The organism is Acinetobacter sp. YZS-X1-1 (assembly GCF_000804305.1).
GTDB lineage: Bacteria > Pseudomonadota > Gammaproteobacteria > Pseudomonadales > Moraxellaceae > Acinetobacter > Acinetobacter variabilis.
This window is the reverse complement of the sequence record NZ_JWHB01000015.1, coordinates 1-13,151: the sequence shown is the minus strand read 5'-3', so window position 1 is coordinate 13,151 and position 13,151 is coordinate 1. Positions and strand designations below refer to the sequence as shown.

Annotated in this window: 12 protein-coding genes; 4 read left to right on the top strand and 8 right to left on the bottom strand. The window is 41.6% G+C overall.

Annotated elements, in window-relative coordinates; all coding sequences use genetic code 11:
- The first annotated feature begins 91 nt into the window (after positions 1-91).
- Positions 92-529, top strand: a complete 438-nt coding sequence (locus RJ01_RS09385) for a PaaI family thioesterase (protein WP_004785711.1) — start codon at positions 92-94, stop codon at positions 527-529.
- A gap of 121 nt (positions 530-650) precedes the next feature.
- Here the strand turns inward: RJ01_RS09385 and RJ01_RS09380 are convergent, their stop codons facing one another.
- The 3 genes from RJ01_RS09380 to RJ01_RS09370 are packed head-to-tail and all read right to left on the bottom strand — an operon-like array spanning position 651 to position 4,184.
- Entirely contained in the window at positions 651-1,862 is a 1,212-nt protein-coding gene (locus RJ01_RS09380; RefSeq protein ID WP_005235695.1) for a 3-oxoadipyl-CoA thiolase, read from the bottom strand.
- Between the two features lie 25 nt (positions 1,863-1,887).
- A complete protein-coding gene (locus RJ01_RS09375; protein WP_034170872.1) occupies positions 1,888-3,408 on the bottom strand; it encodes a 3-hydroxyacyl-CoA dehydrogenase in 1,521 nt (506 codons plus the stop codon).
- A gap of 2 nt (positions 3,409-3,410) precedes the next feature.
- Positions 3,411-4,184, bottom strand: coding sequence for an enoyl-CoA hydratase (locus RJ01_RS09370; protein WP_004785705.1), 774 nt, complete (start codon positions 4,182-4,184; stop codon positions 3,411-3,413).
- A 450-nt stretch (positions 4,185-4,634) separates the two neighbouring features.
- Between RJ01_RS09370 and RJ01_RS09365 the strand changes: the two genes are divergently transcribed.
- From RJ01_RS09365 to RJ01_RS09355, 3 genes are all read left to right on the top strand, one after another.
- On the top strand, positions 4,635-5,933 hold the full coding sequence (locus tag RJ01_RS09365; RefSeq protein WP_034170871.1) for an MFS transporter: 1,299 nt from the start codon (positions 4,635-4,637) through the stop codon (positions 5,931-5,933).
- 223 nt (positions 5,934-6,156) lie between these two features.
- Entirely contained in the window at positions 6,157-7,422 is a 1,266-nt protein-coding gene (locus RJ01_RS09360; protein WP_034170870.1) for a DcaP family trimeric outer membrane transporter, read from the top strand.
- Between the two features lie 17 nt (positions 7,423-7,439).
- Positions 7,440-8,639, top strand: a complete 1,200-nt coding sequence (locus tag RJ01_RS09355; RefSeq protein ID WP_034170869.1) for an MFS transporter — start codon at positions 7,440-7,442, stop codon at positions 8,637-8,639.
- 459 nt (positions 8,640-9,098) lie between these two features.
- Here RJ01_RS09355 and RJ01_RS09350 read toward each other — a convergent pair whose 3' ends face one another.
- The 5 genes from RJ01_RS09350 to RJ01_RS16555 all read right to left on the bottom strand — a co-directional run.
- Positions 9,099-9,920, bottom strand: a complete 822-nt coding sequence (locus RJ01_RS09350) for a GIY-YIG nuclease family protein (protein ID WP_034170868.1) — start codon at positions 9,918-9,920, stop codon at positions 9,099-9,101.
- A 250-nt stretch (positions 9,921-10,170) separates the two neighbouring features.
- A complete protein-coding gene (locus tag RJ01_RS09345; RefSeq protein ID WP_034170867.1) occupies positions 10,171-10,845 on the bottom strand; it encodes a 3-oxoacid CoA-transferase subunit B in 675 nt (224 codons plus the stop codon).
- A complete protein-coding gene (locus RJ01_RS09340) occupies positions 10,845-11,513 on the bottom strand; it encodes a 3-oxoacid CoA-transferase subunit A (RefSeq protein WP_005235708.1) in 669 nt (222 codons plus the stop codon). The genes RJ01_RS09345 and RJ01_RS09340 overlap by 1 nt, the downstream gene beginning before the upstream one ends.
- A gap of 50 nt (positions 11,514-11,563) precedes the next feature.
- The gene (locus tag RJ01_RS09335) at positions 11,564-12,844 is read right to left on the bottom strand and encodes an MFS transporter (RefSeq protein ID WP_034170866.1); all 1,281 of its coding nucleotides are present in this window, start codon (positions 12,842-12,844) and stop codon (positions 11,564-11,566) included.
- Positions 12,845-13,054: 210 nt separating this feature from the next.
- The coding region (locus tag RJ01_RS16555; RefSeq protein ID WP_227504418.1) for a hypothetical protein at positions 13,055-13,151 on the bottom strand (97 nt) is incomplete at its 5' end.

The window sequence follows — 13,151 nt, the reverse complement described above, 5'->3', positions numbered from 1 at the left end:
ATAGCATTTCGATCACTATCTGTTATATCATAATTTTATAAAAACAGAATATTATTTCATAAAGCGAAATATTTTATTAAAGGGAAACGATATGACTACAGCTCAAATGAATGGACTTGAATATCTAACCGCAATTAAAAATGGCGAATTGCCTGGTTCAGCGATGGGACAACTGATTCCCATGAAACTCAGTGTCGTCCATGAAAACTATGTGGAATATGAAGTTTATCCAGATGAACGTCACTTCAATCTGCAAGGCGGCATTCATGGTGGATTTTGCGCCACTGTTCTGGATAGCGTAACTGGTGCAGCAGTGCATACCACAGTTGATGCTGGTGTCAGTTTTTCCACTATTGACCTGAATGTCAAAATGCTCAAAGCCATGAAAAATGGTGAAACTTATACAGCCATTGGTGAAGTGATCCGGATCGGACGCAATGTGCTGACCTCAGAAGGCCGAATTGTCGACAAAGACGGTAAAATTTATGCCTTTGGTTCAGCAACTTTATTGGTCACTGACCGCAAATAATCCTTACGCTGATTTAATTAATCCCTGCGATATGCAGGGATTTTTATTTCTATATAAATAGTCTAATAAAAAATGCCATGTATATTATCTATACATGGCATTAATACGATGACTAAAGCTGTTATGCAGCTTCAGGGTTTTCAATCACCATCGCCAGTCCTTGACCCAGACCGATACATAAACTGATCACGGCATATTTTTTACCAGTGCGCTGTAATTGACGTGCGACGGTTAAGGCCAAACGCGCACCTGAACAGCCCAATGGATGGCCAATCGCAATACCACCACCGTTTGGATTCACACGCGGATCATCAAATGCAACATCCAGACCTTTCAGGCAAGATAACACCTGGCTGGCAAATGCTTCATTGATTTCGATAATGTCCATATCATCTAGCGTCAAACCTGCACGTTTAACGGCTTTTTTGATTGCTTCGATTGGACCTGCGCCCATGATGCGTGGCTCAATGCCAGCGGCTGCAGAAGACAGGATACGAGCTAAAGGTTTTAAGCCATACTGTTCCTGAACTTTTTCACTGCCGATAATCAGTGCTGCAGCGCCGTCATTGATACCTGATGCATTACCCGCAGTGACTACACCACCTTCGAAAAGCGGTTTTAACTTGGATAATGCTTCAAATGTCGAAGATGGACGTGGATGTTCATCTTCAGTCACTAATTTAGGCGGTAATTTACGCCCTTGTGAAACTTCAATTGGGGTAATTTCACCTTCAAAGAAACCTGCTTCTTTTGCAGCTTGATATTTCGCTTGTGATGCAGCAGCAAAAGTATCTGCCTGTTCACGCGTAATGCCAAACTCTTCAGCGACGTTATCACCTGTTTCTGGCATGCTGTGCGCGCCAAACTGATCAGTAAATTTACGGTTTGGGAAACGTGTACCAATCGTGGTGTCATAGATTTTGGCATCACGTGAATACGCGCTTTCAGCTTTACCCATTACAAACGGTGCACGCGTCATACTTTCTACACCACCTGCAATATACAGCTCGCCTTCACCTGCGGTAATGGCACGTGCTGAATCAATCACAGCGCCCAAGCCTGAAGCACAAAGACGGTTTACAGTTTGACCTGGAACGGTCACAGGCATACCTGCAAGCAGTGCCGCAAAACGAGCCACGTTACGGCTGTCTTCACCGGCCTGGTTGGTGCTACCAAAGATTACATCTTCTACGTCAGCTGCTGGAATACCGGTTTTTTCTAGCAGATTTTTAATGACTGTTGCTGCCAGATCATCTGGACGTACAGTTGCCAGGCTTCCTGCATGGCGACCGATTGGAGAACGTAAACCATCATAAATATAGGCATTTAACATGAGTGTTATTCCTTTAACTTTTTAATTAATGTGTAGTATGAACAAGAGGTAAACCGAGATGAACGCGGCGGCGCAACCAAGGACTTGGGCGGTAACGCTGGTCACGGGTAATTGCAGTCATGCGGTCTAAAATTTTCAGAATTTTTTCCGCACCCAGTACATCGCCCCATTCAATTGGGCCGTATGGATAACCAAGGCCTAACTTCACGGCAACGTTGATATCTTCTACGGTTGCAACACCTTGCTGGGCAATATCACAGCCAAGATTCACAATCATGGCCAAAGCACGTTGTGCTACAAAACCAACGCTTTCCTGAATTGTGCTTGCAGTCACACCATCCAGATTGAAAATCGATTGCGCTGCGTTTACCAGTTCAGCTTTGGTGACAAACGTTGGCATCAAGGTACGGTGTTTATTTAGGCCATAAAGCAGATCAATGCAGACTACTTGCTGCGGAGACACCTGATAGCGGACTGCGGCTGAAGTGGCATCTTCACCATAAGTCGCAATTAGGATTAAAGCATCTGCTGAAGGTGCGTCAGTCTGCTCGATCTGGATGTTGAACTGCTGTAGATATTGCTCAAGCGCTTGACGGTCTTCGTTATATTCTGTACCCAGCCAAACCGATGGATATTGATCCAGCTTTTCAACCAAGGTTGGAGCCACATCACCTACTTTGCTCCCCGAGGTATAATCGTAAAAACCTTTACCAGTTTTACGGCCTAGCTGTTTAGCAATAAAACGCTGGCGGGTAATCACGCTTGGGCGGTAACGTGTTTCTTCATAGTATTGGTGATAAATTGATTCACTTACCGGATGAGATACATCCATTCCGGTCAGATCGCCTAACTCGAATGGTCCCATCTTGAAACCGATGCCGTCACGATAGATGCGGTCAATGTCATAAAATGGAGTGACATTTTCATTCAGAATCGCATAGGCTTCACTACCAAAGGCACGACCAGCATGGTTAATGATAAATCCTGGGGTATCTTTGGCTTTTACCGGGCGATGTCCCATTTTTGTAGATAACTGAGTAAGCGCATCCACAATATCAGCACGGGTATTAAAGCCTTCAATGACCTCAACCACTTTCATCAGTGGAACCGGGTTAAAGAAGTGATAACCGGCAACGCGTTCCGGTTGGCTGCAATTGGCGGCAATCGCACTGATAGACAGTGAAGATGTATTGGATGCCAGAATTGCTTCCGGTTTTACGATACCTTCCAGTTGCTGCATCAGCTTTTGTTTGATTTCCAGATTTTCAATAATCGCTTCAACGATTAAATCGCAATCTTTCAGGTCTTCGATCTGCTGGGCAATGGATAAATGAGCAAGATCTTCAGCAGCTTTTTCATGGCTGAATTTACCTTTATCAGCCAGGGTATCTAATGTTTTAGCCAGCTTTTCCTGTGCCTGTTCAGCAGCACCCGCTTTGGCATCAAACAGCACCACATCATGACCAGATTGAATTGCGATCTGGGCAATGCCCGCACCCATGGTGCCTACGCCAATAATACCGATTTTCTGAATTTGAATGCTCATGCTTATCGTCCCTGATAATTTGGTTTACGTTTTTCAATAAAGGCTTGCATACCTTCTTTTTGATCTTCTGAAGAAAACAGCATCTGGAAAGATTTACGTTCCAGCATTAAGCCAGCATTGAGTGGCACATCTTCAGCCAGTAAAGCCACTTCCTTGATTTGTTCAAGCGCGATTGGCGGCATTTTTGCCAGACCTTCAGCCATTTTGATTGCTGTTGCCAGGGTTTCACTGTCTTCCGTTACTTGAGACACCAGGCCAATCTGATAAGCTTCCGGCGCTGGTACCAGACAACCCGTCATGATGATACGCATCGCATGGAATTTACCCACGGCACGGAATAAACGCTGTGTACCACCAGCACCCGGCATTACCCCTACTTTGACTTCAGGCTGACCGAACTGGGCACTTTTTCCGGCAATAATAATGTCCGCATGCATCGCCAGTTCACAGCCACCGCCCAATGCATAACCGTTTACTGCTGCAATCACCGGCTTTGAACACTGCGCAATGGCTTGCCAGTAACGCTCAGTACGACGTTGCATCATCTGGATCGTTTCAGCATTGGCTAATTCTTTAAGGTCAGCGCCTGCAGCGAAATCAGTTTCACCGCCAGTGAGAATAATGGCACGGATATTTTCATCGTCATTCAATTGCAGAAAAGCCGCAGCCAGTTTCTGGCGCACTTCTGTATTCAGGGCATTTTTAGCTTCTGGACGATGGATCTTGACCATCGCCACATGTGTCGAGATTTGCTCTACTTGAACTACCTGTTCCATCAAAAATCTCCATTTATTTTGTATAGCGAAATTTTATTTTATATAAAACTACGGTTTCTAGACCCATAAATCAAGATTTTTTCTCTCAAAAACGTAAAAAAGTTATTTTTTAATAAAAATTAGAGTAAAAACTCTTGTTCAGTTGGTTATTTTATGATTAATTGATTTCGCAATACGGAATTAATTATTTAATTCGAATTTTGGTTATTTATTTATGTAAATATTAACCACAATACAAAATAAAAAAATTAATTTCCGTCATAAGGATACTACGTTGTTCAGTGATTTTTTACTCAAGGTGAAACGGAAAAATCAGATCCAGCCTGATCGTAACAGGGCGAATGCGCACAGACGCTTAGACCTTAGATGAGGAAAATGCTTTTCCGTGAGGAAGAAAATGGATTTAGCGGTAGCAGAGGAATGCTACTTTAATATATAGAGGATATAAGAATGACAAGCGATACCATCGTAGCTGAGGAAACTAAAACGGGGGTCTCCTCCGACGGCACCATTAAGCAGGCACCTAAACGCCTGTGGATGACGGCCTTTGTCTTTGCTTTTTTGATTTTACTATGTGACGGTGCAGACATTGGTATTCTGGCCTTCAGCTTGACCAGTTTGAAAGCAGAATGGGGGCTGACTTCTGTACAGGCCGGTGCCTTGGGAAGTTATTCTCTTTTGGGTATGGGGATCGGTGGCTTTATTGGCGGATGGGCCTGTGACAAGTTTGGACGTGTACGTGTCATCGTATTGGCCACTATTTCCTTCTCAATCTTGTCTGCCTATTCAGGTTTTGCCCAGTCTTATCAAGAGTTTGCGATTTTACGTACCCTTTCGTGCTTAGGTTTGGGCTGTTTATATATTGCCTGTAATACTCTGATGTCTGAGTATGTACCAACCAAATACCGTACTACGGTACTGGCAACATTGATGACCGGTTTCACTTTAGGTTCATTGGTGATTACCATGATTTCAGGCTGGATCATTCCTGAATTCGGCTGGCGTATGCTGTACTGGATCACGATTGCTCCATTAGCTTTAGGTATCCTAATGCACTTTATGGTGCCAGAGCCAGAATCATGGAAACGTGTCCGTGAAATGAAAAGAACTGGTCAGATCGTGGATAATGATGCCAAAAAAGGCAACCCATATATCACCATTCTTAAAGATAAAACCCATGGCAAGATGTTCATCCTTTGGTCTTTCAGCTCTGGTTTCCTGCTATTCGGTTATTTCGGTGTAAGCAACTGGTTACCAAGTTATCTTGAAGCTGAATTAGGCATTAAATTCAAGGAAATGGCGCTATACATGGTAGGTACTTTTATCACCATGATGTTCGCCAAAATCATTGCAGGTTATGTGGCTGACAAAATTGGTCGTCGTATCGTATTTGCTTTCGGCACCATGGGAACAGCACTGTTTATTCCTGTCGTGGTGTATATGCACAATGCCGATAATATTGGTGTACTGATGCTGATCTTCGGATTCCTGTACGGTATTCCATATGCCATTAATGCAACCTATCTAACCGAAAGTTTCCCTACTGGAGTACGTGGTACAGCAGTTGGCGGTGCGTTCAATATTGGTCGTATCGGTGCAATCTTCGCTCCAATTACGATTGGTTATCTTGCGATGAATGGTTCGATCGGTACGGGTCTATTGGTGATGGGTGCAGCTTACTTCCTATGCGGTTTGATTCCTGCCCTGTTTATTAAGGACCGTTTATACGATCCACAAAAAGCTGAATAACTTTTAACTCAAGAGGGCGGTAAATTTACTGCCCTCCTTCATCTATATTTTTATGACTTTAAATATCGAATACATACCCTTTGACCTGAACAGGATGTTTCTTGGTTGAACGAGATTCGTATTCATTATTCAAAAGTCAGCATCTCTGCATTTAGCAATGAGAGCAACGACAAGGAAAGATTTTCCTTCTTAGATATCAGAAAATTTCTTTAGGGATTAAGAAATGAAAAAATTAGTTTTAGCAACATTATGTGGTATTGCTTCAGCACAGGCATTTTCAGCAGAAGCGTCAGAAGACCGGATGCAGTTTTTAGAATCACAGTTAAAGCAAATCCAGGCCGAACTGGAACAGCAGAAAGCCGCGCAACTTGCGTTAAAGAACCAGCAAGAAGAAGCCAAAGCACAAGACTCTAAAACGCTGAGTTCGATGGTGGATAATGTCGATGTTTATGGATTGATTCGCTTTGATGGCGCAGTTGATTTCAAAAGTACCCCTGAAGCTCGTGGCCGTACTATTAACCAGATTAATAAAGTGCCTTTTACTGAACCTGACTCTACCCGTTCAGATTTTACTGCTGCTGCCAGCCGAATTGGTTTCCTGGCTAAAGGCTTGGGTGGAAATCCAAATGTTTCTGCACGTTTAGAAGCTGACTTCTGGACCAATAATGGTAAAGGCGATGGTGGACTACGTATCCGTCATGCACATTTAAAATACTATAACTGGACTTTTGGTCAGGCCTGGTCATTAATGTCGACACCAGAAATTAGTACTGAAGCTGTCGATTACAGCTTATTACTGGGTGGGTCGGTCCTACGTACGCCTCAAGTCAGCTATGCTTTCAAACTTGATCCGGAAAATACTTGGAATGTTGGTCTGGAGTATATGGCTGGTGGCGATCGCTCTTCTGCCTTGCCTGCTTTAACCACTAAATATATTCATCAATCAGGTCCGCTGCATTTATTAGCTCAAGGCTTTGTCAATCAAAAGCAGGCGCAAACTGATACAGGTGATATTGAAAAAGTTGGTTGGGGTGTAGGTCTTGGTGGACGTTATCATCTCAATGATCAAAACTCGATCCAGGGTAACTATTTCCATATGGTCGGTGACCAGCGTATTGCAGCTTTCTTGACTCAAGGTTCAACAACCGATGGTGCTGCTTGGGGTGGAGATTATTCAGTCGATCCAATCAATAACGAACTTTTACTCAATGAGTTTAATAGTTTAAATATCGGCTTTACGCATAAATTTACGCCAAAACTACGTAGTAGCATTAATGCCAGCGTGGTAGATTTTGATGATTCCAGCGACTATGCACGCGCGAATCCTGAAACCAATAAACGTTTAACTGACTATATGGCTAACGTGATTTATTCTCCAGTTCCAAAGGTTAATCTGGGCGCAGAATATCACCACGGCAAACGTGAAACTTTTGATAATCGAGAAGCGGATGTTTCTCGTGTGAATTTATCAGCGACTTATAGTTTCTAAAGCCTTAGGAGACAAGGATGTCAGCCCAAGGGCAAATTTCACGAAAATTTATGTTTATGATGGCCATGACCTGCGCACTCTGCGCGGGTTGTAACTATTTTAACCAGCCATTAATTTATTCTATCGCAGAAGATCTGCATATCAGTGTGGCTGAGTCTGGTTGGACTGTCGTTTTAACCCAGATTGGTTATGCCACTGGGTTATTCTTGTTTGTGCCTTTAGGCGATTTGTTTGAAAAACGCCTCTATATTTGCAGCCTCATGCTATGTACCGGACTGGCGCTAATCGGACTTTCTGCCAGTACCAACCTGCATATGCTGTATGGTTTTACCCTGCTCGCTTCTTTTTGTTCGATTACCACCCAGATTCTGATTCCTTTTGCTGCCAACCTTTCCCAACGAGAAAAAAGTGCTGAAGTGGTTGGTCTGCTGATGAGTGGCGTACTGGTCGGTATTCTGTTTGCCCGGACTGTATCAGGACTGATTTCTACCCTATGGTCCTGGCATGCAGTCTACCTTTTGAGTGGCTGTTCTATTCTCTTGCTCAGTATCGCTATGTGGTATCAGTTACCTAAAGCAAAGAGCCAATTACAAATGAGTATCTTACAGATTTATCGCTCACTATTTACCTTTGCCAAAACCGAACCCATGCTGATCCGACGTAGCATCATTGGTGGTTTGGGCTTTGGTATGCTGAGTATTATTTTTACCACCATGACTTTTGTACTGGCGGAAGCACCCTATCATTTTAATGATTTCCAGATTGGGTTAATGGGTATTGTTGGTGTGGTTGGCATCTGGTCATCACAATGGACCGGTAAAATGATTGGTCGACATCGGGAAAAATGGGTTGCACAACTTGCTACCATGGGTTTAATTCTGGCCTGGATTCCGTTATTTTTTGCGCAAAGCTATTTATGGGTGTATATCATTGGATTAATTCCCGCTTATTTTGGGATTTCTTCACTGCATGTGTTAAATCAGAATCTGGTATATCGAATCTCGGTACAAGCCCGTTCCCGTATTAATGCAATCTATATGACCTGTTATTTTTCAGGTGCCGGGATCGGTGCATTTCTATCGCTAAACCTATGGAAAATGTATGGTTGGTCAGCCTGTGTTGCATTGGGCTTTGGCTTTGCCCTGCTCATCTTTAGTATTAACCGCTATGACCTAAGCCGCGAACGCAATCTGGTCAATATTCAGTCCCAATCCTAATCGATTTAGACTCATACATTGTGCACTCATAGAATATAAGATTGGGTGCGCAGTACATGACACATTATCTCTGCATTTCTATTTTGAATTCTTTGCTGTGAAATTTAGAAATGCTCCCCAGTTTAAAAAGAACTCGGCTCCTGCCAGCATCATTTTCAGGTCAAGTATTGAATTCTTTTTTCACTTAACACTTAAATAGAGAATGTTACTAAACCATAATTACTTGGATATTTATTCTTATTGCATCGGGACATTTTTTCCGTTTATAGTTAAATGAGACTACATAAAATCGTGGAACATTGCTTATTCATTGAACCTGAAACATGAAAAATTATAAAAAAAGCCCAATCTGTGATGATTGGGCTTTTTTTATAGGGTAAGACTATGATTTATAAAGATAAATAAAAATACTTCCGTATAACGTGTATTATGTTATTTTTATAAAGATTAAATAAATAGTTAATTGGAGTTATAGCCAAATCTTCTTGTTAATAACGTATTTTTCCACCAACTCTCTCGACTCAATATAACTTTATCGTCTGTTTTAGCTTTAAAAATATCAAGAATTGAATAATAAAAGTTATTTTCAATATGCTCTAACGGCAATTGCTTTAATTGAAGATTTCCCCCATGACGACTTTGTGCATAGTTTTGCCATCTATTAAGAAGCATATTTTCAGCATAAGCTGAACCAACATACTTTTTCCCATTAGAAATATCTGTAATTAAATAAACTGCCTTTTGATTCTGTAATGCAGTCTTCCAAGAGTCTGTTCTAATTACTCTGGTAAGTTCTTTCCATGATAGATGAACGTTTTCATAGCCAGGAAATTTATCTAGAGAGCCTTTAGGCAATATTTCAATGATTTGTTTATCAGAGGTATAGTGCTGATGCCAAGATAGAGTAGCTCTCCCCCAGTCAACTACCACTCTGAACTTAAGTTCACTAAATTGTGGCATTTCTTCTAGTTCATATTCATAAAGATTATTTTCACTATATTTTTCATTTATGACCTTAAATACTCCCCAAAATAAAGATTTTTGTCCTTCTGTACCCAAAAAAGATATTATGTAATCAATATTTTTAAATACACTTTTACTTTGTATTCTCTGATATTCCTCTAGCTCAGCAATGTTCAAGAATACATTATCAAAAAGTTCTGAAAATTCTCCATTGCTCTTGTGACGTACATATTTAATTTTAGAAGTTTCGTTTAGCGGATTATTCTTTATAAGTGACATTAAGCCTTTAAAAGTCAGTCCAAGTTCTTGATTGAGCATATAAATAATTTCTTATATTTCATGAAAAATGTAGTTTAAACAGAAGAATTTTTTACAGCTATAAGAACTTATAAAATAGATGTAATAGCTCCTCATTTAACATAATGGCGATTATACAAAATTTAATTGTAAGCTAAAAATAGAAATGTCCGCTTTTAGAATGCATAACTTAGCGCAAAAAATACAACACATAAAAAAATCGCAGCCTAAGCTGCGATTTCTAATCATGTTTAAATGATTGATAGAATTATTATACAGATGCTTTTAACTGTGCAGCTGCACGGCCATCAAGTAACTTGCAACCTGTCTGTTGCTGAAGTTCTTCGAAACTCAAGCCATCCACCATTTCTAGCACCCAAGCCTGATTATCTTTGAGTTCAATAATGCACAAATCGGTATAAATGCGGTCAACGCAGTTTTTACCAGTAATTGGATAAGTCAGCTTTTCCACAATTCGTGATTCGCCATTTTTAGTGACATGTTCCATGCAAACATAAACACAGCGAGCACCAACCGCCAGATCCATCGCGCCACCCACCGCTGGAACCGCATCCAGTGCACCGGTATGCCAGTTAGCGAGATCACCGTTCACAGCAACCTGAAAGGCGCCCATAATACAGAAATCTAAATGGCCACCACGCATAATATCGAAGGAATCCGCAGAGTTCATAAAACTGCCGCCATCGAGCATGCTGACCAGTTCTTTACCGGCATTAATCAGATCATCATCAGCCTGTTCAGGATCAGTTAAAGCGGTAAAACCCAGAATACCATTTTCAGAATGCAGGACAATATCCTGTTCAGGTTTTAAATAACCAGCAACGCGTGTTGGTAAGCCAATGCCTAAATTCACATAAGAACCGGTCGGAATATCCTGTGCAACTTTTTCTACAATCTGTTCGCGTGTACGTTTTTGAATTGTCATTATTTGATATCTCCTACCTTCACCACATGCTGCACAAAAATACCCGGCGTCACGATAATCTCTGGATCAAGCTCGCCTAGTTCTACAATTTCATGCACTTGGGCAATCGTGGTTTTGGCTGCTTTTGCCATTAACGGGCCAAAGTTTCGGGCTGCTTTACGATAGGTTAAATTGCCCCATTGATCAGCCTGATTACCATAAACCAAGGCATAGTCCGCATGAATTGGATATTCCAGTACATAGTCCTTGCCATTGATATGGCGGGTTTCTTTGCCTTCAGCAATCTTAGTGCCGTATCCTGTAGGTGTAAAAATAGCGCCCAAACCTGCACCCGCTGCCTGAATACGGCAAGCCAAGTTGCCTTGTGGTACCAACTCTAGTTCAACCTTTCCAGCTTTATACAGCTCTTCAAACACCTTTGAGTTATTGGCACGAGGAAATGAACAGATCATTTTTTTCACCAGTCCTGACAATAACAGGTTGGTTAGGCCACGGTCACCAGAAGCAGCATTATTGTTGATGATGGTCAAATCTTTAGGACCAATATCAATCAAAGCTTCAATCAGTTCGATTGGCTGTCCTGCCAGACCGAAGCCACTAGTCATAATATGCGCACCATCTGGAATCTGCTTGAGTATAGTTTCGATATCCTGTGTGATTTTATTCATTTAATTGCTTCCTAGCATCTTCCTGTCTTTATAAATATTTGATTAATTAATTAGTCAGCTTTTTGTGGGTCAAATAAACGGTTTTTAATGAAAGTGGCCGGGATCAAACCACAAATAAAATAAGCCACACTCATGATGAGTAGACCTGTACCAATTGAGCCACCTTGCGCAAAATAACCGATGGTTAAAGGTGCCAATACTGCGCCTAGACGGCCAATGTTATAAGCACCACCTGTAGCTGTACCACGGACTTTGGTAGAGAAACTTTCAGTCATATAAGTCGCGTTAATGCCATATGGAATACCGTAAAGGAATCCGAAAAACAGCATCAGCCATAAGATATTGTCCGGTGTGTTGCCAAAGACAATAATTGGAATAAAGATTGCAGTGCCCATGGTACCGAAAGCAAATACTGCACGACGGCCAATTTTATCCGCAATAATGCCTGCGATCACTTTGGTACACATCATGATCAGGAAGGTCCCAATCATATAGGTGGTCATTTCTTTAAATTTAATACCGAGATCTGATTCCAGATAAGCCGGTAACCAGTTACTTACACCGTAATAACCAAACTGTAAAAATGCGGTACTGAACGACCAGAGGATGAACATGCGACGGCTTAAAGCATCGGCAAAGATCATTTTAAACGTATTCTTCGGTTTTTCCTGCACCACGCCGCTGGCTTTGGCTGCCAGTCTCTCTTGACGCGCCTTTAACCAGGCTTGTGGTTCTGGTACCAGGAAGAACATGCCAATGGCAAGAACAATCGGAACAATGGCGATATAGTAAAGGTAACGCCAGCCTAATTCTGGAAGTAACCATCCTGCAAGTACAGTGGCAACGACTGAACCAAGTGTCCAACCTGTCATTAAAGCAGCAAGTACTGTAGAACGATATTTTGTTGGCACATACTCTGCCATTAGCGTATTACAGGCAATATAGAGGGCACCTAAGCCAATTGCTGAAAAGAATCGCAACCATTTGAATTCTTCATAGCTTTGAGTAAAGCCTAGCCAGAAGGTTAATGAAGAGAATAAAGCGATCGCAACAACAATCACCCGAACTCGCCCGAAGCGGTCACAAGCCCAGCCACCAAAAAAGCCACCAATGGCCATACCAGCAAGTGTCCAGCTACCAAGTGCACCTGCCTGAATACTACTTAAAGAAAATTCTTGTTTGAGGCTGGTTAGACTGTAGGCTAATAGTGCAAGATCTGCACCATCTACCAATAACGCTAAAAATGAAAAGACAAAAGCCAGAATCCAGACCTTTTTCTTAGGCATATTTTCTTCTGGTAGAAGATTTTGTTGTGAATTAAGCGTATTCATAATGTCCTTTACACTTTGCTGGCACTCCTGTGCCTTTTAAAAGTTTATGTTTCACCTAATTAATTAAATGAAACATAGAATGTTTAATTGAGCTTTAATTCTGAAACTGACTAGATTTTAAAAAACCATCCCAGAACTTGATTTGCTGACTTTAATTAAAGTCAGCCAAAACAAACTAGCCAGCATTGCTGGCTAGAAGTTGATCTGCATTTAGTTGGAGAATGCAGCAATACCTGTTTGAGCACGACCTAGAATTAGGGCATGTACATCATGGGTACCTTCATAAGTATTGACCACTTCCAGGTTT